Genomic DNA, 22,037 nt, shown 5'->3' with positions numbered 1-22,037 from the left:
CACCGACGCGCAGCGGTAGTTCAGTCGGTTAGAATACCGGCCTGTCACGCCGGGGGTCGCGGGTTCGAGTCCCGTCCGCTGCGCCATATTTTCCGAAGCAGGTTCGCCTGGTTCGAGATCCAAACCCAAGGGTTTAGGTCAGACGAGTTAACTGGACGCAAGTCCATAGCGATACGCAGCGGTAGTTCAGTCGGTTAGAATACCGGCCTGTCACGCCGGGGGTCGCGGGTTCGAGTCCCGTCCGCTGCGCCATATCTGCTTCGAGGCCCACTGAACGCCTTGAAGCTAGGAAGAAAGCTGCAAAGCTACTTCTAGTCGATAGCAAAGACCCTGGTCGAAAGACCGGGGTTTTTTGTTTTCGGGATTTGAAAGATTGGAAAAGCCCCTGGCGAGGGAGCTTGCTGTGGCGAGGGGATTTAGCGAAACGTCGCACCGCCCCGCAGGGCTGCGAAGCAGCCCTTTGGCGATGTGTTGTTGTTCTCAGAACCCCAATTTATCCCGCAACCCGTAATACCAAGCCCCCATCGCCGCGAACGGCGTGCGCAACAACTGACCGCCGGGGAAGGGGTAGTGCGGCAGGTCGGCAAACGCATCAAAACGCTCAGCCTGACCACGCAGCGCCTCAGCCAGAACCTTGCCTGCCAAATGCGTATACGTCACGCCATGACCGCTGCAGCCCTGGGAATAATAAATGTTATCCCCCAGGCGCCCGACCTGCGGAAGACGCGACAGCGTCAGCAGGAAATTTCCGGTCCAGGCGTAATCGATCTTCACGTCCTTGAGCTGCGGAAATGCCTTGAGCATCTTCGGGCGAATGATCGCTTCAATATTCGCCGGATCCCGCGCGCCATACACCACGCCACCGCCGAAGATCAGACGCTTGTCCCCCGTCAGTCGGTAGTAGTCGAGCAGGTAGTTGCAGTCTTCCACGCAGTAATCCTGGGGCAACAGGCTATGAGCCAGCTCATCGCCCAACGGCTCGGTGGCGATCACCTGGGTACCGCAAGGCATGGATTTGGCCGCCAGCTCTGGCACCAGATTACCCAGGTAAGCATTGCCGGCCACGATAATGAACTTGGCCCTGATCTTGCCCTGCGGCGTATGCACAACCGGGCTGGCACCGCGCTCGATGCGCACCGCCGGCGACTGTTCATAAATCACCCCGCCAAGGGACTCCACGGCCGCCGCTTCACCCAAGGCCAGGTTGAGCGGATGAATATGCCCGCCGCTCATGTCCAGCATCCCGCCCACATACTCCTCGCAAGCCACCACCTCGCGTATACGGCGCTGATCCAGCAGCTCCAGCTGGGTATGCCCGAAACGCTCCCATAAACGCTTCTGCGACTCCAGATGGCCCATTTGCTTGGCAGTGATGGCCGCGAATACGCCACCGTCCTTCAAATCACACTGAATCTGATACTTCGCCACCCGCTCGCGAATAATCCGTCCACCCTCGAACGCCATATTGCCCAGCAGCTGCGCCTGTTGAGGTCCAACGCTACGCTCGATCACATCAATGTCGCGGCTGTAACTGTTAACGATCTGCCCGCCGTTGCGACCCGAAGCTCCAAAGCCGACCTTCGCCGCTTCAAGCACCGTCACCTTGAAACCGTTTTCCAGCAAAAACAGCGCAGAAGACAGGCCGGTGTAACCAGCGCCGATCACGCAAACATCCGTCTCGACGTCATCCTGCAAGGCAGGGCGCGGAGGAACCGGGTTGGCCGACGCGGCGTAATAGGACGCTGGATAGGATGTGTTCGCCATTCTGCAACCTCTGTTTTATATTTTTTACGAATGCGCCGATCCTACCCGAGATAAAAATTGGCCGCCAGCCACCGCAAAATCTTCGTCGCATTGGCGAAATTAAATATTTTGCATATTCATAGGGTTAGGTGAAAAAAAGGTGTTGACACCCCTCCGGAATTCCGTAGAATGCCGCCTCACAGCAGGCACGTAGCTCAGTTGGTTAGAGCACCACCTTGACATGGTGGGGGTCGTTGGTTCGAGTCCAATCGCGCCTACCAAACAAAATCCGCTCTGCTGGGCGGTCTAGAAGGGCTCACCGAAAGGTGGGCCCTTTTTTGTTGCCTGGTGTTTGGGCAAACATTGGGAATATTTTGGGCAAACGACCACCGCTTACACCTTCAGGTCGGCGCTCACCTTCATGTACACCACGGCGTCATCGCCATGGCCCGCCTGGTAGTGTTCAGTCATTTTGACGTCTACGTGACCCATCAGCCCTTGGATATATTCCTGCGGGAAACCCTGCTGTTCATACAGCCACGCACCTAGTGCCCGGATCTCATGAAAGGTGGGACGCTCGCCAGTCGGCATGTCCTTGTAGGCCTCGGAGTCGTCCCGCACCTGGGCGAATGACTTGGTCAGATAGTCAGGCGTCACGGCATTCCAATGCAGCTTGGTGTCGAGCTGCGATCGCTTGCGAGCCTTCGGCGAGTAGTGGATCAGATACGGGCACACGACGGGCGATCGCATGCATTCGGCTACAACCTCGCGCAGTGCCGGGCCCATCGCAATCTCCAGGTGCACAGGCTTCCCATAATTCTGCGTCTTGCCAGGCGACACCTTGATGGTGTTCTGCTCGAGGTCAACGGCCGACTTCGGCCACATTACGATATCCTCCCGCCGCTGAAGACTCAGCAGCCCAAGTCGGATGGCGCGCTTCAGCCAGATCGGCGTGCCCACGTAGTTCAGTATCGTGTTCAATCCCTCGACGGTGTGGCGCTGTCGCCTCTTCTCGGCTTCCTTCTTGACCAGAGTCAGCTCGGCCGAGTTGCGCTCGCACAGGCCCTTGGCCACGGCGAAGGCAAATATCTGGACCAGCAGCCCGCGGTGCTTGGTGTAGGCGTTGTTCTCGAAGCCGTCCAGGTATTCGGCCACCGTCAGCACGTCCAGTTGCCCCATCATCAAATCGCCCAGGTCCTCCCGGTAACGGGCCAACTTGAACTTGATTTCCTTCAGCGTGCGCTCTGCGTAGTTCCGGGTTCCCAGCCATTCCTTTTCGAAGCGATCCAGGCAACCGGTGAATTTCGGGGCGGCATCCCCAGTGATCATCGCGAGCAGTGACCCGTCATCAGCCAGGAGCGGGAGCAGTTTGGCGTTGGCGGCGTTGGCCAGCTTTATGGCTTCGGCCATGGGCTTGTTGATGCTGGTCTTCTTCCCGGTGATCGGGTTTTTGTACTGCCAATATTTCCCGTTTGGGTACAGATTCGCCGGTAGACTTCTGTTTTTGATTGTCCTGGCGCGAGGGGGGGCCATCAGCCAACCTCCATCATCTTGGCCAGAAGCGGGTCATTCGACCCCATGACGGCCGCCTGCAGGTCCACAAAATACATCCCGCCTTTTACTTCCCCGATCACTTCGCCTTCCTCGATCCATTTCTTCAACTGCTGAACGCTTGGCTTGCCGCCGGCGTACCTCAACTTTCTGTACTCGCTCACCTCCATGAGGCGGGGGAGCTTTACCGTAATTTGGGCAATGACTTTTGCCATGATGATGCTCCGGGCCGTGCTCGGCTCCACTTCGAATTTTGTCTTGCGACACGTTTTCGGTATTCGCGATTTGTGTCGCGTCACGGCCTATTCGTCACGCGTAGCGGGAACGCCTCTCCTTCCCATTTGCCCGGCTGACCGCGTATATCGCCGTACTGCCCGTACTGATGAGGTTTCTTGCTCAAAAACAGTTTCTCGCATGCCTCGAATCTGGCCCGATCGGTATCGAGTGCGACCAGTTCCTGGCCCGCCATCGAGCCGACCTGAATCCACCCGAGTTTGTCCCGCCCGTAGTTATCGGTCTTGAACAAGCGGTACCGGTTTCTGTGTCCGGTACCTGGGGAAGAGGATTCGGTGTTCAGGTAAAACGATATGGCGTCCAATCGGACACGCAGGACAGTTTTAGCCATCTGAGCGCCCCTCCGATTCAGCCGCCATTCGCAGCTTGAGGTTGATCCCGCAGGCCTGGGCCAACTGCGTCAGTTCGTTGACCGTGGTGCTTGGCTCTTGCATGGCTTGACCGAACCTAACCAGGCGGGCGCCGAGCTGGCTGAACTCGTTCTGGAGAGCAATCCGGCCGTCACTGGGTGTTGTGGCTGTCATGGCTGCGCCTCCGTTTCTTCGACGAAGGAGTCGACAGGGTTGGCTTTAATAAATAGATCGCGCGGATCTGTGTAGGGGTTGTTCCTTTCCTGTCCTGGAGCGACCCGATCAAGTGCATCGGCCAGCGCATCCAGCATCAGCCCTTGGCGTCGATGGCCGTCGAGATGGTTTCGGATTGCTTGGACAATCACGCTGTTCATGCTGCGGTCTTCAAAGGCTGCAAGAGCTTCAACATTGGATCGCATGTCGTCTGGTAGGCGCACCACGAATTTATCGGCGGTGCGGGAGTCGTACCGCTTCATGGTTGTTTCTCTGTGGTTTTGCCTGAGTTCCATTTGTTGTGGATGTGGATGACGATGCAGGTGGTGCAGATGAGTCACAGGACCGAGCCTGCGAGCCCTGTCAAAACCGCACCGGTAGAGACGCTGCTGATCATTGCCGGCGCAGCGAAGCCAAACCAGGCGACCGTGAGCACGGCGTAGACGAACATGAGCATCAGCACCTCAAATAGGCGCGTCGCTGATAGGCGTTTTTGAGTCATTACTTTCTCCAGGTCGAGCGAATCCCGGCCGAGTTGATGGCTTTAGCAAAAAAATAGTGAGTGCTCTTGTTTCGCCATGAGGTGGCGAAGGAGTGGCTATAAATTAGCAATAGCTAAATAAATTAGCAAACTGTTTTGATGATTTTCGGTTTGCTAATTTTCTGAGGCTCGACTCGTAGTGGCGAATTAATGGTGTTAGATTCTGCATTTTGCGGTAGGACATCTGGCGGGTGCCCTTCACCAAACCCTTCAAAACCTGAAGCGCGATCTCCAGGACATAGCCTCCGGCCTCATTTGGTCAGTCGTCGTTCTGTTGTGAATCGTCGAACGTTTGGAGTTGGTTGGCAACGATGCAGATGCTCAGATGGTAGTGAATATTTCCACGGTTTTTCATGATGGGAGGATCGGCTGCCTGTTATGGGGGTGAAGGGGGAAGATTATGCGGGCCGGTACATCAGCTTTCTAAGCTGACGGGCCTAAAGACTAAAAATCAATTGACAAGTAGAAAATCCGCATGGAAAGCATAGAAAAATTTACATCATCTGGCGATTTATCCTCTATCCTCCAGTTAACCTATGGGTTAATGTGCGCTCAGTTTCGGTGACGCAGTGGACCTCAAGATCCTTTTTGCGAACCGATGGCAAATAGCCTCCCCGATGGAGCCGAACGGGTTATCCCAAGTGGAGCTGTTCATGGAGGAGGTTGGTTCTGGCTTCGAATCGAACCTTAATGGCTTGCTGATCATGATGGAGCGGCATAGCAAACAAGGGCCTGAAACCTTCAACACTGCCCAGTGTCACTACGTTGATCAGGGCGAGAAAATTTACGAGTACATCAAGGGCCGATTGAGGCTTTTCTGGTTTGAGGACGATGAGAAAATAGTCGTTTGCACTCACGGGATAGTAAAAAAATCTCAAAAGACTCCCAAGCGAGAGATACAGCGAGCGATCCGCGTGAAACGGGCCTATGCTGAGAGCAAGTCTCTGAATAGCCTAAGATTTATAACGGAGGAATAACTAATGCTCAAATCATTCAAGGAAAGAATAAGCGAGCTCAAAAGGACCAAGAGCTACTGTCAGGAGCAGGCAAAGCTGGAATTCGTGGGTGGAATCACACGACTCATGCGGTTAAAGGGGGTGAACAACGCCGCCCTTGCGGATAGATTGGATTCCAGCGCGGCTTACGTCACGAAAGCGCTGCGGGGTGACGCAAATTTCACCATCGAGACAATGGTAAAGGTTGCTCACGCAATGGGTGGGCGCATCCATATTCATGTCGCAGATGCTGAGGCCAGTGTTCGGTGGCTCGAGCACATTAATTGCGCAAATGTTGATCATCAGCCAGCCCCCCCTGCGCGCCAAAAGGATCGCGAGCTGATTGATGTTTCCCGCGTATTTGATGAGATACAAAATGAAAGCCGCGAAATTTACGCTTGAGAATCTGTTTTTCCCTGAAATTTCCGTCAAGGCTAACCAAGGATTTAGTACTGAATCTAAAGAGTTGCCAACTGAGCCAGAAATAGCGATTCATGTGCATAGGAATGGCAGCGATACTTTTCACGTAGGTCTACGGCTGGTGGTGTCTGCAGAGTTTGATTCGGACAAGTACGGCATTGAAGTGTTAGGGATTGGAACCTTCAGTACTGACGAGAGCCTTAGTGATGAGCAAAAGGTTTCCCTTATAGCCCGTAGTGGGCCTAATATTGTTTACAGTGGAATTCGGGATATGATTGCGACCGTGACTGGCCGTGGTCCCTGGAGTGAATACTATTTACAGCCCAAGATTATCGGGCCGGAAGACTTTTCCTCGACAGAAATAGAAGAGGAAGATGAATAAGAATTGCAGCGTCTTGAATCATACTCCAGTAAGCCCGGCTCAGCGCCGGGCTTCTTGTTTCTGCTTCCTCCCCGTCAGCAGGGAAGACTAGTCATGCTGCCTTATGTCGACGCCGGAGACGTAGTCGGCTGAGCGATACGGGGCGATACCACGGCAGTTGATGACGCCATTCAGTCCGCGTGCCATGTCCCACCCGTCCATGTACAGACTCGTTACGGCAATGCTCTTGATCCTCAGGTGTGCTTTGGTCACATCCCCGATTTTCAACCATCCCTGGAAGTCGCCTGCGTTCATCCCATTCTTGAAGTCAGAACAGCCTGACTGCCAGATTTCTGAGCGTCTTTGTTGGCCTCTTGCTGCGTGTATTGGCTTTCGGCCCGATGTACCAAGGCGTAGTACTCAAGGAAGTCTGAGGCGCTGCTGTTTTTTTTGACGTATTCAATCGACTTGACGGCGTCCGTCGTCATTTTTTGCGGGCTGATTCGGTCGCATTGATCGCCGCTTGTAATGAACTCGCCCCGTCGCTCGTTCCAGTCCACCCTGCATCCGGCGTAGTCATATCGGTAGCCGGGCATAAAACCCCAGTGTTCATGAGGGACGCTGTCGTTCGCGAGGCATTTAAGGCTCCCCACGGAAAGACCTACAAGTGCTGCCGCTATGACCCGATTCATCGCTCAGTCCAGTAACTGAATGCAACGAGTGTAGCGGAGCGCCATCATGCATCGAGCCCGACATTGGCCGATTTTTTCGTCTCGCGATTTACGTCTTCTTCATCCTCGAATGGCTGAGTGCAGGATGAGGGGAGAAGGGCGATCAATTCATCCAGGGTGGCGATGTCTGTTTCCAGATAAGAAGATCCGGGGTATGTCAGAGCTAGTTGCTCCCCACTCACCTCCACGATGTCCACCAGCCCAAACAGAGAGAGTAAATCCATTCCTTCAGCTCGACCTATCTCTGGGGCTTCGAAGTCATCCTCATCGGTAAACTCAGCTGCTAGCTCTTGAGCCTCATCGCGGGACCCAAGCAGCTCAATGCCGGTGGGAGGCCAGTAGATGGAAGGCCCGAAGTAGGTGATGGTATCGGGCTGTCCGGAGGTCATGAGGTAGTAAGCGTGTTTACCTTCAAGGGCTTTGCGGTCCGGGTGTTCTGGGCCGCGGCGAATAATCCACGCGCCATTAGGTCCTCTGGCGCTGATGTGAGGAACTAAAATTAACTGGTGCGCCCATGGTGTGTAGTCAAAGAAGCGTATGGGAAGCGCCGGACGGCCCAGGTGCAGATGCGATCCGCCACATCTGAACTCTGATCGATGACTGTTCGCGGAAGACCATGAGCCAAAGGGCTCCCTCTCTCTCATTAGCTTGATGATTGCTGGGATTAGCTCCCGCGATTTGCGTCCCATCAGCGGTGCGCAGCGCGCGAAGTACTTTTCATCCTCTGCGGCCGCCTCGGAGGGAGTAGGGATGAGTACCTGCTTCCGTATCTCGACGAATTCCCACTCCCAAAGACCATCGCGTTGCATATCTACCGCGGCGTGATATTCGTCATTGTAGGTACGCAGCTGTTCGTCCCGAAGGGGAATGGCATCCGTTTCACGCGACGCTCTACCTGCGTTGGGATCCGGTTTGATTGACGCCATCGCTGCTTTCCAGTCGCATCCGATGCCGGACCAGATTAAGACTGCCTCGGAGAACGGTACACCCGAGGCGTTCTCGGTTGGATCACCTGGGTAGTAGCGTACGAGTGACGGAGCGCCGAAGAAGGACCTGGCCCAAACCCTTGTTGAGGGCAGGGCTCCTTTGGTTTGCACGCCTATGACCATGTCCAGATCGCCACAGGTTATCGCGCCCCGGGCGTAGGACCCCACGACCCACATTGATGTGATTGTGATCTCGCCAGTGAACTCACCGTAGATGTCTTTATGCGTGATGATGCGGACAGAGCATTCGTCCAACCTCTGGCACATACGGATCAGCTTTTTGGTAAATGATTCGCGGGGATACCGTTTTTCAGATGCGGACATGCTCTGGTCTCAGCAGACGGGCGGGAGACCGAACGTATCACTCCTGATATTCAAATCACCATTAGCAACTGGTACAGGGAGCACGTTGCTTGGCGGGTGAAATTTAGCAGTTGACATGGCGTCGGGGAGGTATTGAGAACAGGGCGAGGCGATCACGCTGATGATTCACCACCAGCATGGGCTTGTCCCGGCTGGATCTGCTCAGTTCCTTTCTGCTCCGCGACGCGAATACGTGATACCCGAAAACGGAAACTCGTTTATGAGCGAAGCACTCAGACTTGGAAGCGAGTAGCGAATTTCTATTTCAGATACTGTTCAAAGACTTTTGTGATGATGAAGCATACGAGACCAGTAAAGATGAAGATGTTTCGGGCTCGGTAGTACAGGTAAGTCCGGTTTTGACATTTTTCCAAAGCTATACGATTTCCCAAAAACTCAGGTTGTTTTCCTTTCTCAAGAGCCTCAAGCATCGCGTGATTTTTTGCATACACCTGTATTGCCCACTCGGTTCTTTTGAAGGCCGAAACTCCCGCGCAGCCGAACAGCGCCAGCGAATACAAGAACATGGTTTCCACGTTCATTCCTATCTTGCCGAAAGGAATGGTTTGAACCAAAAAGCCAATGCTTGCGAAGATGATGGCCAGCACAAGGTGGTCGAATTTTTCGCTGCTTTCTCTGAACGCAGTATGCGCAATCAAGCTTCTTTCTGCATCACTCAAAACGATCTCCTCTTCCGGCTCCATGCCGCGCCATCAACCAATAGCCCACAAACTTGAATCACGCCAACCTCGCACCGAGGGGGCGGATGAGTCAGTTGAAGTCCAGCGCCTCAGTAGCAGCCTCGCCGATTCGGTGTAAGTCGCCAGATCAATGATCTGGCGAAGGAAAACAGCCATCGCCAGTTTCTGGGCGTCGTCTGGCAAACCTAACCAGTTAAGCATCGCTCTTGCGTCTTCCTCTATCGCCGCGAGCGCATCTATGTCGCTTTGCAGTCTCATATCGGCCTCCGGTCGGTGACTTCGAACAAGTCATAGCTCATGACTACGAATCACGCCAACTGCGAAGCCGGTGGAGTATTGGATTAATAGCAACGTCTTTGAATTCAAAGAGGATCTGGGGAAAGGCCTTTCGGAAACTGGTCGTAACCATCAAGTCGAATTGATCGGAAGAGCGTTCTCATTAACGGCCCAGACGCTTCCTGTGTATGTGGAAAACCTCTTTCGAGTTGCCGCCACATATCTCTCGCCAAGGGCCTCAGTTCCAGTCTGGCGCCGACTCTCGCCGTATGGAGCCAAACCATTATTGCTGCGGCTTCCTGCAATCTTCCTTCAGCCTGTAGGCTTGAAATCATGCCGTGCAGCGCGGCAGGTGTTTCTGGTTTGAGAGTGTGAGCACCAATTGGGTCACTCAAAATGAACCCTGCCTCTTCCAGGCGGTTCCGAGCATCCGTGGCCAGCGCCACGACCATACCGATTTCATCGGCGTCCATCTGCCTGAGTTGAGCAGTAAAGGAGGACATTTCTCTTTCCTGAATCCGAAGATACCGAGCTAGTTTCCATTTCGTGAATAGGCCCATTTTTCATCCTTGGCAGGTCTAGTGACTGTTGTTATCAACGATACGCCTGTTCTGACTGGGGGATATCAGTACATGCTCGGGCATTTGTAGAACTTGATCGCCGAGCTGTCCAGGCCATTACTGGCAAGCACATAAAGCGTTTGAATGTTGGCCTTCTCTGCGATGAAACCATCGCAGGAAGAACCACACATCATGATCCTGGCGGTGAAGCAAACAATCTGCAGCTTGAGCTTGTACAGGTCCTGAGGCCAGGTCATGCAGTCGTAGTCGCCGAAAGGAGGGCAGGTGACTCGCTCAAGCCCGCCAGAGGCTAGGACGGTCGCCCCCCGCCAACTGATCAATCTCTCCATACCCCCAGGCCACCGGGCTCAGCCCAGCGACGATCAGTAGCAATATCGAGCGCAGTGCGGTCTCCATCTTTCCATGATCAGGTGGTAGGGCGGCGACGGGAGCAGCCTCGAACCCAGGCCTCAACGGCTGTCACCATGACCGTTCGGATTGTGTTCCTAGATAAGCCGTTCGGCTATTACATTTTGCTAACCAACGATAGACTGGATGCTATTGCGCGTGCTCCTGTAATAGGGTGATTGGAGGAAAGTGAATGAGCGAAAATTTTGTAAAAATTCGAGAGCTGTTTATTAGCTCAGCAGAGGATTTTACCGATGCATCTAAGGACTATGATTTCCTGAGTGATGACCTTTTAAAGGTTCAAAATGAGGTTTTGGGATTACTTGCAATGATCTCAGCTGTGGGTTTGTCGCGTAAATTTAAATCGGAAGAGGAGCTTTTTAATCTAGCTTTGGACCTCGGTGGATTTGTTCTTGGTCCCTTGAATAAGATTCAAGAACACTTGGTGGACGTTTCAGACCGACGTCCTGAGGCATTGGAAGATTTCACAGAGCTTATGTTTAGTATTGCTCAGTTATTTTTTATACCGTCTCGAAATCTCAAGAGGCGTTATAGATCAGAAAGTGCTGCATTTAGCTCGTCGCTTGCGGTTGTCAACGAGATAAAAGATGCTGTTAAGGAGAGAGCTAGGACTATCGCAGACGAGAAATGGAAATCGGACGCGAAAAAGAAAGAATATCCCCGTCTTTCGGATATGGCTGTGTACGTTAGGACGCGTTTAGAAACTGAAGGGTGGGCGGAGGATATGCCAAAAACTATCGAAACGGTTAAAAGCTGGCTAAGGCCGATGGCCCCCGCATACGCAAAGCAGCCTGGACGCTCACCTAAATCATCTTGAGCGCCACGCTCAAGGGGTTTTACGCTCGAGTAAACCCCTGTCAACGTTACGTACGTTATGTTTTTTCCTGCATTTTTTTCGAGTCAAATGCACGCTCATTCTTGGACTAAGAGTTAGGGGCGTTTACGATTTCCTGTTCGCCGTCGTCGTCAAGAGCGTCAATTCGATCCAGTAGGCCTGGTGCTTCTGTGTCGATCATCTTGCGCATCTCAGGGTCTTTGGAACGCTCTCTCAGACCGAACATGGTTAGCTTACGCACCAGCTCTTCAGTGGATATTCCGAGACTTGCAGCTGTGGAGTCGAGGAATTGCGCTTCTTCAGAGGAAAATTCAATTTCGATTTCGTGAGTGGTTTTCCGCAGCTCCGGCATCAAATCATACGCATCCATCTTGAGGACGCGGGCCAACTTTAGGGCCCCGCCGAGACGTGGTTTAGATCGACCAGCCTCATATCGTACGATCTGCGGGAGGCTGATACCGCTCTTCACCGAGAGATCTTTTTGAGTCAATCCTGCTTCAGATCTGGCCCATAAAAGGCGCTCAGAGAAGGGTTTGGAATCGGTCATTAGGGATAGCTGCCTTTCGAGTACACGGTTTCATATCACTATACCAGACAAGAAATGATCTCCTATGATCGGTATTGACACGTGATCATAAGAGGTATCAAATGATCATAAGTGATCATTCTGGATAAGCTCGGAGGCAAAATGAAGCAAGAGAAAAGACCGCTGTTGATCCGATTGCCGGCGCAGCTCAGAGAGTGGTTGGACACGCAGTCCGAGGTAAACGGGAGGTCAACGAATGGGGAGGTGGTTTTCCGCCTGAGAAAAATGATGGAGCAGGAGCTACTGCATGAAAACCAACAGGCATGAAAAAGCCCCAAGCGCGGCAACGCTTGAGGCCCATGAAGCAGAACGTCAATCTACTAGGAAAAACGTCATGGATAAGCATACCGAAGTTAACGAAAAACTCAATGCTGGCGCTGTTAAAGGGGCAGCTACCGTGTCGCTTTCATTCGCGCGCTGCAACATTGAGGAGCAAGATTTGTACGGCGTCCGTCCAGGCGTTCCCGCCGTCGATGCTTTGAATCAGGCATCTTGCATTCTTTATAGCGTGAAATCGGCGTTGGAAGACGCGGGAATGGGGGAGCTCATCGTTACGCTAAGCCAGGCTTGGTTGCTTCACATGGCGGTCGAGTCTGCAAAGGCTGCTATCGATTCCGTCGCTGAAGGCCTGGAGAAAGCACGATGAATACTTCTTCCGTCCAATCTGGGCAGCTTTCTGGCGATGCGACACGTTTGCTTCAATCTGAAAACGTGTCGCAACCCACTATGTCATCTCGCGATATTGCCGATCTGGTGGGGTCTCGTCACGATGACGTGAAACGTTCAATTGTTCGGCTCTCGGATCGCAGGGTTATTCAACTTCCGCCATTGGCGGATGTTAAAAATCACCTAGGTCAGACCGTTGCTGAGTACCAAATCTGCAAGCGTGACACCTACATCATCGTCGCGCAGCTCTGCCCTGAGTTCACGGCCCGCCTGGTTGACCGCTGGCAAGAGTTGGAAGAGCAGGTAGCCAAGCCTGCCTTTGACATATCTAGTCTCAACGACCCAAAGGTGCTCTTGGCGCTGCTGACCGACAACGTGCGCAAGGTCGTCACCTTGGAAGCCGACAACACCGAACTGACCAAAGAGAACCATCTTCTGGAAGTAAAGGTGGAGCAAGACGCTCCCAAGGTTGCCTTTCACGACATGGTCACGGTATCCCACAAGAGATACAACGCCGCCCAGGCCGCGAAGATCATCGGTACCGGTCGCACCAGACTGCTGCAGTTCATGAGGCAGAAGGGGTGGGTGACGAGGACCAATGAGCCGTACCAGGCGAAGATCGAGGCCGGCCTGCTTGACGTGAAGCTGGGCACTTTCGAGCACCCAATCGATGGCACGATCCCAACGTGTTCGACGCTGATCACTGGCAAGGGGCTGACCAAGCTTCAAGCTATGTGGCAGAGCAGGGAAGAGGACTTGCTGACGTAGCAAATGAAGAGAGCCCGGCCATGCGCCGGGCTTTCTACATCTGACTCAAGGCTTTTCAGCGTTGGCCTTCTCAAGCAGAGCGGCGATGCCCTCCAAGAGCACCAGGTCCGACTCCTTCAGCCGTCCCTTCGCCGCGGCTCTGGCGAGCTTCTCGATAACAGCGATCGCTTTGGGCGAAGCACTTTGTTGCATAGCCTGATAGGCGGGTGACTGGTCGCGCACGCTTTCTTGGCGAGTGAACTCACCTTCAATGACGTTCGAACCGTATCCGCCCGGATTGACCAGAACACCAGGCGCCAACCCGATCTTCTTCTCAAGGTTGAGCGCCGCTTTCTCGCCCAGGCCTCGATGCCCGTTAAGGATTTGGGACAAATAGGAAGCGTCCAGATCGTGCTGGTCGGCGAATTCTTTTTGACTGAGTGGGCCGATGACACGCCGCAGCGCTTCGACCCGAAGAGTTTTCATATCCATTGGCGAATAGTGTTCCTGCGTTAGCAAACAGTAAATTATAAAATGCTATTGCTATTTAATTTAGCAATATGTAATGTGTAGTCTCTTAGGAGGAAAACCATGACGCTAATTGAACTCATGCGCTCTCTGGACGCCGTTTCGCTGGACTCCCTGGCTAAGCGTTGCGACACCAGCGTGGGCCAACTCAGGCAGGTCGCTCTCGGCTTCCGCCGTGCCAACCCCGCTCTTGCCATCAAGCTCGAGCGCGAGACGAAGAGGGCGGTGATCTGCGAAGACCTACGACCTGATATCGATTGGGCGTACCTGCGTAATTCATCCACTGGCCCTGAGCAATCTGTCGCCTGATCCGATGAGCAAAGTCTCGCTCATTGCCAGGAGTTACCGCCACGACAACCGCCAAGAGGTTTCCCGAATGGAACAAGTACATCGCGCGATTCATGAGGCAGTGCTTGATGCGGGGCCAAAACAGTTGGCTCACCTGATGGGAATGAGCCACACCGCGCTACTTAACCGCAGTAACCCAAACGACGATTCGCATCGGCTGAACCTGGAGCAGTTTTTACAAATATTGGTGCATAGCAAGAACCCCGAGCCGCTGCAGCTTCTGGCGAATGCCTTGGGCTATGCACTGGTGCCGCTGGTCAAGCCTGATGGGGTCAGCCTGGTTCAAGCATTGGTGCATTTGGCGGCCGAGTCAGGCGATGTCTCTCGTGCTGTTCACGACGCCATGGCAGATGGTCGAGTAACGCAGATTGAGAAAGCAGGAATTCAACGAGAAATCGGCCATGTGCGGCAGAGCTTACTGGTGCTGGAAGAGTCGGTGAAGGCGGCGTGAACTGGTCGAAGACATTCTTAAACGGCGCTGACACCCGGCCTTTTGAGCAAATACATGACCATGGGTTTGCTCGCTCGAAACAGGCTGTCAGGGCAGGAGTTGCATTATTTCAAACGGGTGGATGATGGAAATCGCCCGGCCAAGAAAGCAACAAACCCGGCGGGAACCGGGCTCATTTAATCGTCCTGTGCAACCAGGACAACACATCTCGTAGAGGTACCAATCATGGCACACGCAACTCGCAATGAACAAGCTCGTGTACTGGCGACGATTAATTTTCCGCTTGTGCGTACTCGTGATGATCTTAGTTTTACTGCGCGTGACTCGGAGGGACGTCTCATTAACTGGCCCAGGAACAACCCAGGCGTAGCTTCCGATTGGGCGAAGGGGATCGCTTTTTTTGACCAAGAGGTGAGTACGCTGGCCGCGTTTGATGAAACTGCCGCGTACGAAGCAATCCAATTCGCGATTTCGGATATGGGAGGGCGTACAACCTGCTTAGAACTGGGGTTTGTTCAACAGATAGCCAAAGCGGCTGTGTTGGGGCTTCGAGCTATGCGAAATGGTGAGAGGGAGTTTTCTCCCGAAGATCGTTTTGCTGAAGAGGAGGAAGATCAATGAGCCTCCAGCATCTACCCGCTGGCCGAATCGCTGAAGACGCGGAGTCCATGCACTCCACAGGCTATTTCATTGACGCCCTTGGACGCCTCTTACTCGACCTGGCTGCTGAGGCCCCGGATTCGGTAGAGAAAATTCTCAACGGATACACCATTGGCGGAATCGTTGCTGGGCTGCGAATCGTCGGTACCGATTTGATGAACCGTGGTGACAATTTGAATGCACTCCTCACGAAACTGGGCAGTAAGGAGGAGTCAAGATGAGCGAGCTCAACTCAACCGAACCCACTGTGATCGACGAAGCTCACATGGAGCAGTTCACCAACGACCAGTTGGCCTACAAGGCCTGGACCGGCACGGACATGGTGCAGGAAATCCTCTTTGATGATGAGGCCTGCGAAGACAGCCTGCATGATGCCAAGTTTGAAGTGGCCCACGCCTGCATGGCTCTCCGCGTTCTGGTGCGCCGTCTTACGGGGATGGATGCGGACATCCTCCGCCAGGCCGTGCTGCAGCGGCGACTAGAGGCGCTGGTGCTGTGCCCTGAGATCGAGCAGTTCCCAGCAGGGGAGACCCTGCAATGAATACGCGGCCGAAAACGTCATCTGCTGAGAAAGGACCGGCATCGTTGATAGCCGGCCCATGGCCCAGCTACGCGTCGTTCAGATCCCTGTTGTATGGCAGCGCCAAGGCGTACCGCGAGGCGCTCGAGAACCAAGGCCTGATCATGGCTGAAGGTTACGACGAGTTCGTCCGTCGCGTGACTGGGGAGCTCGACCTATGAGCATGGAATTAATGGTTAAGGCCATGAAAACCAAGGTCGGAAATCCGCTGCGCAAGCTGGTGCTGATCAAGCTTGCAGATAACGCCAGCGATCAGGGCGAATGCTGGCCGTCATACCAGCATATTGCCGACCAGTGCGAGATCGGACGATCCACCGTGAAGCTGCATATCCGCGAGTTGGAAAAGGCGGGGTTGCTTCGTCGAGAGTACCGCCGAAAGGGCGAGTTGAATCAGTCGAACGTTTTCCACTTGTCGCTTGATGGTGGGGCAGCATCTGCCTCAGGGGGTGGGGCAGGAGATAACCCACCTGGGGCAGGAGATAACCCAGGGGGTGGGGCAGGAACTGCCCCCAGAACCAGTCACTCTTATGAACCAGTCAAGGAACCTAAACCTACGGTCATTTCAGATACTGCAGAGGGGTTTGAGCAATTCTGGAAGCTGTACCCGAAAAAGAAGGGGCGCAAGGACGCTGCCAAAGCCTGGGCGAAGCTGAAGCCGAACGATGAGCTGCGCCAGACCCTGATCACCGCCCTGGGTAGCCACTGCCTTTCCGAAGACTGGGCCAAAGACGGTGGGCGCTACGTCCCGAACGCTTCAACCTGGTTGAACGGAGAGCGATGGACCGACGAGCTGACGCTCGCCATGCCCACCAAGCAATCAGCCTACACCGGCCTGCCTAACCACACGCTTGAATACCCGGAGGTAGCACATGGCCCGAACTTCTAATTTCTGCCCGCAGCCGCGTGTCCGCTTCTTCGACATCGAATGTTCGAAGCATGGCCAAGTCAGCAGTTCAGAGACCGAGCAGTTCGACGGTTCTATGCTTGCGCGCGGATGCAAGAATTGCCACTGGGAGGCGTTGAACATCGCTCCTGCCGAGAGCGGGGAACATATCGAGGCGCGCAATCGAAGACAGGCAGAGGATTTGAACAAACTGCTCGTAGGTTCGGGGATCACGCCGCGGTTCAGCAACTGCACCTTCGGCAATTACAGAACCTCCGGCGGTGTGGCCGGCATGGCGAAAGCTCTCAAACTTTGCGAGGACTATGTTCATCGGTTCAAAGAGAACTACGAGGTCGGCCGCTCGCTGATTCTCTCGGGAAATGTGGGGAATGGGAAAACTCATCTGGCCTGCGCGATAGTCCAAGCTGTGATTCGAGAACACCGGGCCCAGGCCGTGATCGTGTCTGCGGCTGAGATAATCCGGGTGTTCAAGGGTGCTATGGATCGTGGTGCTGAATACACCGACAGGGATGTTCTGAGCGAGCTTGCCAGTTTCGATTTGCTGGTCGTCGATGAGGTCGGAGCCCAGGCCGGTACCGTCTACGAGCTGGGTGTACTCCATGAGGTAATTGATCGGCGATACCAGCTCGTTTTGCCTACCGTGGTGGTGTCGAATCTGGCTGCAACGGACCTGGGGCGCTACATCGGAGATCGCGCGCTGGATCGACTTCGTGAGGGCGGAGGCCAGGCTGTTGGGTTCGGTTGGGCCTCGGCGAGAGGTGCCGTATGAACGACTATCGCGAGCTGTACAGCGATGAGGCCGAACAGGCACTGCTGGGCGCGTTGATGCTGAATGGCGACCTGATCGACCCCATCAGCGGTCGTGTCACGCCAGCGGACTTCCATGATCCTGAAAATGCCGCCTTGTTTCAGACCATAGTGGAGTGCCACTCAGGCGGCGCCCCGATCGACCCTGTGACGCTGGGCGACTTCCGGCCCTATCTGCCCAGCCAAACGCGGACCATGGCCTACGCAGGGGAGTTGGCCGCGAACACGCCCAGTACCGCCAACTGGGAGGCCTATGCCAAGGTTGTGATTGAGCGGGCTGTTCTGCGCCGTTTAGTGACTGCCGCTGATGCGGTGCGCGAATCAGCCAGTGTGAATCGGCCGGTGGCTGAGATCATCGCCGAAGCGCAACAGGCAATGGCGGATCTTCGCGACCTGCAAACCGGTGAACCCGACTACAAGCGCATGGATGCGGTAGTCGCAAAAAACATCGACGTCATCGATGCGAAGTTCAACGGCGCTGTGCAGTCGGGCTTGTCCACCGGCCTGGTTGATCTGGACAAGTTGATCAGGGGGCTGCGCAAGAAAACCGTGACCATCGTGGCGGGCCTGCCTGGTAGCGGGAAGACCACATTGGGTCTGCAAATTGCCCAGCACATTGCGTGCAGTGGCACCGGGGTAGGGATGGTGTTTTCGCTGGAGATGCCCGAGGAGGAATTGGGTAACCGCGCGCTTGCCTCGCTGGTTGGAGTGGATCTCAAACGCCTAGACGATGGCAGTTTGACAGATGAGGACTGGCCACGGCTGACTTCAGCGGTCAATCGAATCAATAACGCACCGCTATTCGTCTGCGATCGATCGAGTCTGACGGTGGCGCGGATTCGCAGTATTGCTCGACAGGTTCAGAGGGCCCATGGTCTGGACGTGGTGGTCATCGACTACATCGGGTTGATCGGATCTGACGGGAAGGCCTTTAACCGCGCCTCGGAGCTCGGGAGGATCTCGACAGGCATCGTGAATATCGCGAAAGAACTCGACGTGCCAGTCATCCTGCTGGCGCAGCTCAACCGCGACTCCACCAAGCGTCCTGGGAAAAAGCCGATCGCATCAGACCTTCGTGACTCGGGGCAGATTGAAGCGGATGCCCATTGCATCATCCTTGTCCACCGCGACATGGATTCGGAAGAAGGCCAGAACGGCGTTACTGAACTGCTCATGCCCAAGTGCAGGCACGCGCCGGTTGGGTCCTGTTTGGTCCAGCAGCAGGGTCAATTCGCCCGTTTCGTCAACTTTGCAGGGCGCGAGCCAACGCAGGATGAGGTCGAAGCAAATCGCCCATTCGCAGGCCGCATCAAGGGGAGAGCAAATCATGAGTAACGTCGGAGCGGCGCTGCCACGCAAAGCTATGAGCGACATCGAGTGCCAGTTCCTGAAAATCGCTGGCGAAGAGTTGGCGAAGATCAAAATGGGCGGCCCGGCCGCGTTGGCAGCTCTATTGGATATGGTCGCCAGTTGGCACTCGAGCCGATTGCAGATCGGTTTCCATTATTACGGCCAGCGCTGGCTTCTGGAGGGCAATGCGAAGAAGACCGCGGCTGACCGCTTGCTTCGAGACCTGTTTGGCCTGAGTGATCCTGACCCGAGGGAAGCTGCATGAAAAAGCGCACCTACATCAACAAGCCCCTGGGGGACACGGAGTACTTGCTGGAGCAATGGGGTTGGTGGCGCATGGACGGAATGGGAGTGCCTCGGTATGTCTCGCCGCAATTGGCGCTCATGCGAGACAATGTTCATATGCCCAGCGTATCTAGCTACATGATTACGGATGACGAGGCTCTGGCAGTGGATTCCGCTATGGCCAAGCTCACACGGCGCAATGCACAGATGGGCCTGTTCCTCTGGCTTTACTTCGGTGCCAAGTGGACGATGGTTCGAATAGGGGAGTCGGCGGGAGGCGGGGCGGCAGGTATTTCTGAGCGTTCAGCTAGAGAGATAATCAAGTCAGGTGTTGGTTGGATTGATGGCGTCCTGCACGGAATGAGCGATGCCGCGTAAATAGTTCTTTCCTGCCGGATAAACACCTGCTTTCATAGCACGGTGTTCAGCTGTTCCTGCGCGACACAGAGGCAGGTTGAATGAAGTGCCCGGCGATCATGTCGGGACTTCAATTTTTGATCGCGCCTCTCAACCCTGCATGGCTGGCTTCGTCAAATTGACCAAGCAGCGTGATGTTTTAAGATTGGGTACCAGCCTAATCACCAATATCAAAATGCCACTTGCATAGTTGAATTCGTATCTACAATCACAATTGCCCCATTTTGGGTAATTGGAGGTAGGTATGACTAAAGGAATCTTTGTCGTAGTAGGCGCTCTTCTGTTGTCAGGTTGCTATCACGTGACCAAGGTAAGCCCTCCAGCGTTGACGGCATATGAGAGCTTCGTTAAATCTGACTCAACAAAAGCCCCGATGGTCGCGGCGCTCAAGGACTTCGATACCGTCGCAGAGTACTGCTGGACCCGTTCGAACAATTATGAAATCAGAACCAAGAACGCAGAGTTCTGGCGGCTTGGTGTGGGGGCTGGTGGAGGTGTGATGGGCTTTACAGGTGCCATGTTGGCTGCTGCTGGAACTGGAGGTTTTGCTCCCGCTATCTCGGCGGGGCTTGCGGGCGTTGCAAGCATCACTTTGGGTAGCGCCGAAAAAGGTCCGTTGGCTCCAGCGGCATTTATGCGAGAGCGCGATGGTATAGCCTCTCTGATTATCACGAGAGCAAATGAAGTACGAGCGGAGTCGGACCCGGACAATATTTACAAACTGGCCATAGCCTTAAAGCATAGCTGTCGCTCACTTCCTGGGTCGAAGGAAGAAAGCTAGAAATGCTTCGAAGCATGACCAAGCCGATCCTCTGGTGACATGGACGCAAGTTTGTCGGGTGCTCACGCAAGGCCCTGTCGCCTCCTACACCAGTTACTAGCCTCGCCACCGTGCGGGGCTTTTTCGTTTCAGAGCTAGTCCAAGATATCAACCTCGCTGATTGTTGTAGTGTTACTTGCCACGTAAACCCCGTGCTCCTTTAGAGATGTGAGGACTTCATTTTTGTTAAGTCCTGTCGGCAGATCGTCTGTGCTGATATCTACTTGGCGATGAAACACCAAGCCATCCAAAAACTCAGAGCCGGAGTCAGATATTCTTGGAATGCCTTTGCCGTCCTCGACGATCAGGATCTTTTCAAGCGCCCGGTCTCGGTAGATATCTACTAGCATTGTGACGCTCCTTTTCCATGGTGGCGCCTTGCAGGCGGTTGTTAAAAAATCTAGGTATCACGATTCACAACTGTTTTACAGCCCAGCCGTTGAGTCGGGCTTTTTTATGGCCAGATGCAAAGCGAAAGAACGAAGAACCTTCTTGCTTATTCGAGACCGGAGGAAGTGAGTGAAGAGCGCTGGGCCGTTGTCAGGATTGCATTCGTAATGCTTTAGAGGCTTCCTTTGTGCGCTGGTAGCATTTTGATGTCGCTGCGTACAAAATGCTTCCCCCTACCAATCGCCACGGAGAGCGATATGACTGCAGTGACCGCGCCAACTAAACGAAATGTCGGTTTTCTTCTCGGGCTTGGGATCTTTTTCCTGCCCTTTGTCTTCGTATGGTTTCTGCTGCGGAAGGGGCATTCGCTTCTCGCTCGAATCATCGGGTTCGGCTGGCTTGTGCTGTCCATTCTCGTTGGTGCTGGGGCGCCGTCCTCAACGTCAAGCAACAACACCAGTTCTCAGATTTCCAAGACATCCACATCGTCACCAGCCCCTGCTGCTGCAACTGCTCCTGCCGAACCCCTTAAGGCCTACACCGCCGCACAAGTAGCTTCGAGTTACGAGGACAACACCGTTGCCGCAGACGTCCAGTTCAAGGGTAAACGAGTTCAGGTGACCGGCCGAATCACCGACATCAATACTGACTTCCTCGGAAAGCCTTACCTGGTGCTGGCCGGCACGAACCAGTTCATGGGGCCGCAGTTTAAGTTTGAAAAATCCGACTTGGCCGTTATGGCAACGTTGAAGAAGGGCGCCACCGTAAAGGTCATTTGCATTGGTAAAGGTGATGTCGTCAAAACTCCTATGTTCGAAGATTGTGAACTGTTGAAGTAAGCAGGGTTGATGTAAATGGAGGCGCGGAGCAAGCCTGACGGAATCGATTTGAGTTTTTAGTTTTTCCGTCACTTTGCGGTTTTTTCTGCGAGAAAAGCCCGATCCAGTGTTGGTTTTTTTTGGCTTTCTACGTTCACAGAGCCTCTGCATTTGCCGGGGCTTTTTCGTTTTCGGCTCCACCACACCCATTCCCCCGGGCTGGGAGTGCTGCTGGAGCCGATTCAATTGCATGGGCTGGTGCAGACACAGACAATCGGCACGCGCTTAGATGAGCGCTAGGCTATCGACCTCTCGCGCTGTTGCTGGGTCG

The 22,037-nt window shown here is 54.3% G+C and carries 36 protein-coding genes and 3 tRNA genes; 23 read left to right on the top strand and 16 right to left on the bottom strand.

Features of this window, described 5'->3' with window-relative positions; translation table 11 throughout:
- Positions 1-9: 9 nt before the first annotated feature.
- Both SGN16_RS19895 and SGN16_RS19890 read left to right on the top strand, forming a co-directional pair.
- Positions 10-86 (top strand) — tRNA-Asp (locus tag SGN16_RS19895).
- A gap of 89 nt (positions 87-175) precedes the next feature.
- A tRNA-Asp gene (locus SGN16_RS19890) sits at positions 176-252 on the top strand.
- 228 nt (positions 253-480) lie between these two features.
- On the opposite strand, the gene SGN16_RS19885 is transcribed toward SGN16_RS19890, so the two are convergent.
- On the bottom strand, positions 481-1,764 hold the full coding sequence (locus tag SGN16_RS19885) for an FAD-binding oxidoreductase (protein ID WP_335944488.1): 1,284 nt from the start codon (positions 1,762-1,764) through the stop codon (positions 481-483).
- 183 nt (positions 1,765-1,947) lie between these two features.
- On the opposite strand from SGN16_RS19885, the gene SGN16_RS19880 reads away from it, so the two are divergent.
- Positions 1,948-2,024, top strand: a tRNA-Val gene (locus SGN16_RS19880).
- Between the two features lie 112 nt (positions 2,025-2,136).
- On the opposite strand, the gene SGN16_RS19875 is transcribed toward SGN16_RS19880, so the two are convergent.
- The 6 genes from SGN16_RS19875 to SGN16_RS19850 all read right to left on the bottom strand — a co-directional run bounded on the left by SGN16_RS19875 (position 2,137) and on the right by SGN16_RS19850 (position 4,653).
- Positions 2,137-3,276 carry a tyrosine-type recombinase/integrase gene (locus tag SGN16_RS19875; RefSeq protein WP_335944487.1) on the bottom strand — a complete coding sequence of 380 codons (1,140 nt, stop codon included), beginning with the start codon at positions 3,274-3,276 and terminating at the stop codon, positions 2,137-2,139.
- On the bottom strand, positions 3,276-3,509 hold the full coding sequence (locus SGN16_RS19870) for a hypothetical protein (protein WP_159285864.1): 234 nt from the start codon (positions 3,507-3,509) through the stop codon (positions 3,276-3,278). Before SGN16_RS19870 ends, SGN16_RS19875 begins: the two co-directional genes overlap by 1 nt.
- Before the next feature lie 80 nt (positions 3,510-3,589).
- Positions 3,590-3,919: a hypothetical protein gene (locus SGN16_RS19865; RefSeq protein ID WP_335944486.1), complete on the bottom strand. Its 330-nt coding sequence runs from the start codon at positions 3,917-3,919 to the stop codon at positions 3,590-3,592.
- Positions 3,912-4,112 (bottom strand): hypothetical protein, encoded by a 201-nt coding sequence (locus SGN16_RS19860; RefSeq protein WP_335944485.1) that lies wholly within the window; start codon positions 4,110-4,112, stop codon positions 3,912-3,914. Before SGN16_RS19860 ends, SGN16_RS19865 begins: the two co-directional genes overlap by 8 nt.
- The gene (locus SGN16_RS19855; RefSeq protein WP_335944484.1) at positions 4,109-4,414 is read right to left on the bottom strand and encodes an Arc family DNA-binding protein; all 306 of its coding nucleotides are present in this window, start codon (positions 4,412-4,414) and stop codon (positions 4,109-4,111) included. The genes SGN16_RS19860 and SGN16_RS19855 overlap by 4 nt, the downstream gene beginning before the upstream one ends.
- A gap of 74 nt (positions 4,415-4,488) precedes the next feature.
- On the bottom strand, positions 4,489-4,653 hold the full coding sequence (locus SGN16_RS19850; protein ID WP_335944483.1) for a hypothetical protein: 165 nt from the start codon (positions 4,651-4,653) through the stop codon (positions 4,489-4,491).
- A gap of 608 nt (positions 4,654-5,261) precedes the next feature.
- Here SGN16_RS19850 and SGN16_RS19845 point away from each other — a divergent pair.
- From SGN16_RS19845 to SGN16_RS19835, 3 genes are read left to right on the top strand one after another with little or no spacing between them, the layout of a single operon-like run.
- Positions 5,262-5,669, top strand: coding sequence for a type II toxin-antitoxin system RelE/ParE family toxin (locus SGN16_RS19845; RefSeq protein ID WP_335944482.1), 408 nt, complete (start codon positions 5,262-5,264; stop codon positions 5,667-5,669).
- A 3-nt stretch (positions 5,670-5,672) separates the two neighbouring features.
- A complete protein-coding gene (locus tag SGN16_RS19840; protein ID WP_335944481.1) occupies positions 5,673-6,089 on the top strand; it encodes an XRE family transcriptional regulator in 417 nt (138 codons plus the stop codon).
- Positions 6,064-6,489, top strand: coding sequence for a protein-export chaperone SecB (locus SGN16_RS19835; protein WP_335944480.1), 426 nt, complete (start codon positions 6,064-6,066; stop codon positions 6,487-6,489). Before SGN16_RS19840 ends, SGN16_RS19835 begins: the two co-directional genes overlap by 26 nt.
- A 290-nt stretch (positions 6,490-6,779) precedes the next feature.
- On the opposite strand, the gene SGN16_RS19830 is transcribed toward SGN16_RS19835, so the two are convergent.
- The 6 genes from SGN16_RS19830 to SGN16_RS19805 all read right to left on the bottom strand — a co-directional run bounded on the left by SGN16_RS19830 (position 6,780) and on the right by SGN16_RS19805 (position 10,342).
- Entirely contained in the window at positions 6,780-7,160 is a 381-nt protein-coding gene (locus SGN16_RS19830) for a hypothetical protein (protein WP_335944479.1), read from the bottom strand.
- A 44-nt stretch (positions 7,161-7,204) separates the two neighbouring features.
- Positions 7,205-8,509 carry a hypothetical protein gene (locus SGN16_RS19825; RefSeq protein ID WP_335944478.1) on the bottom strand — a complete coding sequence of 435 codons (1,305 nt, stop codon included), beginning with the start codon at positions 8,507-8,509 and terminating at the stop codon, positions 7,205-7,207.
- Positions 8,510-8,808: 299 nt separating this feature from the next.
- The gene (locus SGN16_RS19820; protein WP_335944477.1) at positions 8,809-9,228 is read right to left on the bottom strand and encodes a hypothetical protein; all 420 of its coding nucleotides are present in this window, start codon (positions 9,226-9,228) and stop codon (positions 8,809-8,811) included.
- A 33-nt stretch (positions 9,229-9,261) separates the two neighbouring features.
- Positions 9,262-9,507: a hypothetical protein gene (locus SGN16_RS19815; RefSeq protein WP_335944476.1), complete on the bottom strand. Its 246-nt coding sequence runs from the start codon at positions 9,505-9,507 to the stop codon at positions 9,262-9,264.
- Positions 9,508-9,611: 104 nt separating this feature from the next.
- Positions 9,612-10,028, bottom strand: a complete 417-nt coding sequence (locus tag SGN16_RS19810; RefSeq protein WP_335944475.1) for a hypothetical protein — start codon at positions 10,026-10,028, stop codon at positions 9,612-9,614.
- Between the two features lie 122 nt (positions 10,029-10,150).
- Positions 10,151-10,342 (bottom strand): hypothetical protein, encoded by a 192-nt coding sequence (locus tag SGN16_RS19805; protein ID WP_335944474.1) that lies wholly within the window; start codon positions 10,340-10,342, stop codon positions 10,151-10,153.
- 344 nt (positions 10,343-10,686) lie between these two features.
- Between SGN16_RS19805 and SGN16_RS19800 the strand changes: the two genes are divergently transcribed.
- Positions 10,687-11,331 (top strand): hypothetical protein, encoded by a 645-nt coding sequence (locus tag SGN16_RS19800; RefSeq protein ID WP_335944473.1) that lies wholly within the window; start codon positions 10,687-10,689, stop codon positions 11,329-11,331.
- 106 nt (positions 11,332-11,437) lie between these two features.
- On the opposite strand, the gene SGN16_RS19795 is transcribed toward SGN16_RS19800, so the two are convergent.
- Positions 11,438-11,896: a helix-turn-helix domain-containing protein gene (locus SGN16_RS19795; protein WP_335944472.1), complete on the bottom strand. Its 459-nt coding sequence runs from the start codon at positions 11,894-11,896 to the stop codon at positions 11,438-11,440.
- A gap of 141 nt (positions 11,897-12,037) precedes the next feature.
- Here SGN16_RS19795 and SGN16_RS19790 point away from each other — a divergent pair, with 141 nt between their 5' ends.
- From SGN16_RS19790 to SGN16_RS19780, 3 genes are read left to right on the top strand one after another with little or no spacing between them, the layout of a single operon-like run.
- Positions 12,038-12,202 (top strand): Arc family DNA-binding protein, encoded by a 165-nt coding sequence (locus SGN16_RS19790; protein WP_116834255.1) that lies wholly within the window; start codon positions 12,038-12,040, stop codon positions 12,200-12,202.
- Positions 12,183-12,581, top strand: coding sequence for a DUF3077 domain-containing protein (locus tag SGN16_RS19785; protein ID WP_335944471.1), 399 nt, complete (start codon positions 12,183-12,185; stop codon positions 12,579-12,581). The genes SGN16_RS19790 and SGN16_RS19785 overlap by 20 nt, the downstream gene beginning before the upstream one ends.
- On the top strand, positions 12,578-13,369 hold the full coding sequence (locus SGN16_RS19780; RefSeq protein WP_335944470.1) for a phage antirepressor KilAC domain-containing protein: 792 nt from the start codon (positions 12,578-12,580) through the stop codon (positions 13,367-13,369). Before SGN16_RS19785 ends, SGN16_RS19780 begins: the two co-directional genes overlap by 4 nt.
- Before the next feature lie 45 nt (positions 13,370-13,414).
- Here SGN16_RS19780 and SGN16_RS19775 read toward each other — a convergent pair whose 3' ends face one another.
- Positions 13,415-13,840 carry a hypothetical protein gene (locus tag SGN16_RS19775; RefSeq protein ID WP_335944469.1) on the bottom strand — a complete coding sequence of 142 codons (426 nt, stop codon included), beginning with the start codon at positions 13,838-13,840 and terminating at the stop codon, positions 13,415-13,417.
- Positions 13,841-13,939: 99 nt separating this feature from the next.
- On the opposite strand from SGN16_RS19775, the gene SGN16_RS19770 reads away from it, so the two are divergent.
- From SGN16_RS19770 to SGN16_RS19715, 12 genes are all read left to right on the top strand, one after another.
- Positions 13,940-14,185, top strand: coding sequence for a YdaS family helix-turn-helix protein (locus tag SGN16_RS19770; protein WP_335944468.1), 246 nt, complete (start codon positions 13,940-13,942; stop codon positions 14,183-14,185).
- A gap of 67 nt (positions 14,186-14,252) precedes the next feature.
- Positions 14,253-14,675 carry a phage regulatory CII family protein gene (locus tag SGN16_RS19765; protein ID WP_335944467.1) on the top strand — a complete coding sequence of 141 codons (423 nt, stop codon included), beginning with the start codon at positions 14,253-14,255 and terminating at the stop codon, positions 14,673-14,675.
- 225 nt (positions 14,676-14,900) lie between these two features.
- Positions 14,901-15,296 carry a hypothetical protein gene (locus tag SGN16_RS19760; RefSeq protein ID WP_335944466.1) on the top strand — a complete coding sequence of 132 codons (396 nt, stop codon included), beginning with the start codon at positions 14,901-14,903 and terminating at the stop codon, positions 15,294-15,296.
- Positions 15,293-15,556, top strand: coding sequence for a hypothetical protein (locus SGN16_RS19755; RefSeq protein WP_335944465.1), 264 nt, complete (start codon positions 15,293-15,295; stop codon positions 15,554-15,556). Before SGN16_RS19760 ends, SGN16_RS19755 begins: the two co-directional genes overlap by 4 nt.
- Complete coding sequence (locus SGN16_RS19750) at positions 15,553-15,876, top strand: hypothetical protein (protein WP_159285844.1); 324 nt, start codon at positions 15,553-15,555, stop codon at positions 15,874-15,876. Before SGN16_RS19755 ends, SGN16_RS19750 begins: the two co-directional genes overlap by 4 nt.
- Positions 15,873-16,076: a hypothetical protein gene (locus SGN16_RS19745; protein ID WP_335944464.1), complete on the top strand. Its 204-nt coding sequence runs from the start codon at positions 15,873-15,875 to the stop codon at positions 16,074-16,076. The genes SGN16_RS19750 and SGN16_RS19745 overlap by 4 nt, the downstream gene beginning before the upstream one ends.
- Entirely contained in the window at positions 16,073-16,801 is a 729-nt protein-coding gene (locus SGN16_RS19740) for a helix-turn-helix domain-containing protein (protein ID WP_335944463.1), read from the top strand. The genes SGN16_RS19745 and SGN16_RS19740 overlap by 4 nt, the downstream gene beginning before the upstream one ends.
- The gene (locus SGN16_RS19735; RefSeq protein WP_335944462.1) at positions 16,785-17,588 is read left to right on the top strand and encodes an ATP-binding protein; all 804 of its coding nucleotides are present in this window, start codon (positions 16,785-16,787) and stop codon (positions 17,586-17,588) included. Before SGN16_RS19740 ends, SGN16_RS19735 begins: the two co-directional genes overlap by 17 nt.
- Positions 17,585-18,961, top strand: coding sequence for a replicative DNA helicase (locus tag SGN16_RS19730; RefSeq protein WP_335944461.1), 1,377 nt, complete (start codon positions 17,585-17,587; stop codon positions 18,959-18,961). The genes SGN16_RS19735 and SGN16_RS19730 overlap by 4 nt, the downstream gene beginning before the upstream one ends.
- Entirely contained in the window at positions 18,954-19,241 is a 288-nt protein-coding gene (locus tag SGN16_RS19725; RefSeq protein WP_335944460.1) for a hypothetical protein, read from the top strand. The genes SGN16_RS19730 and SGN16_RS19725 overlap by 8 nt, the downstream gene beginning before the upstream one ends.
- Positions 19,238-19,639, top strand: a complete 402-nt coding sequence (locus SGN16_RS19720; protein WP_335944459.1) for an antiterminator Q family protein — start codon at positions 19,238-19,240, stop codon at positions 19,637-19,639. The genes SGN16_RS19725 and SGN16_RS19720 overlap by 4 nt, the downstream gene beginning before the upstream one ends.
- Before the next feature lie 283 nt (positions 19,640-19,922).
- Positions 19,923-20,459, top strand: a complete 537-nt coding sequence (locus SGN16_RS19715) for a hypothetical protein (RefSeq protein ID WP_335944458.1) — start codon at positions 19,923-19,925, stop codon at positions 20,457-20,459.
- Between the two features lie 134 nt (positions 20,460-20,593).
- Here SGN16_RS19715 and SGN16_RS19710 read toward each other — a convergent pair whose 3' ends face one another.
- Positions 20,594-20,848 (bottom strand): hypothetical protein, encoded by a 255-nt coding sequence (locus tag SGN16_RS19710; protein ID WP_335944457.1) that lies wholly within the window; start codon positions 20,846-20,848, stop codon positions 20,594-20,596.
- A 297-nt stretch (positions 20,849-21,145) separates the two neighbouring features.
- Between SGN16_RS19710 and SGN16_RS19705 the strand changes: the two genes are divergently transcribed.
- On the top strand, positions 21,146-21,727 hold the full coding sequence (locus tag SGN16_RS19705) for a hypothetical protein (RefSeq protein ID WP_335944456.1): 582 nt from the start codon (positions 21,146-21,148) through the stop codon (positions 21,725-21,727).
- Positions 21,728-22,037 lie beyond the last annotated feature (310 nt).

Source organism: Pseudomonas sp. G166 (assembly GCF_037027455.2).
In the GTDB taxonomy this organism is placed as follows: domain Bacteria; phylum Pseudomonadota; class Gammaproteobacteria; order Pseudomonadales; family Pseudomonadaceae; genus Aquipseudomonas.
The sequence above is the reverse complement of the archived record's forward strand: the minus strand, read 5'-3'. Positions and strand labels throughout refer to the sequence as shown.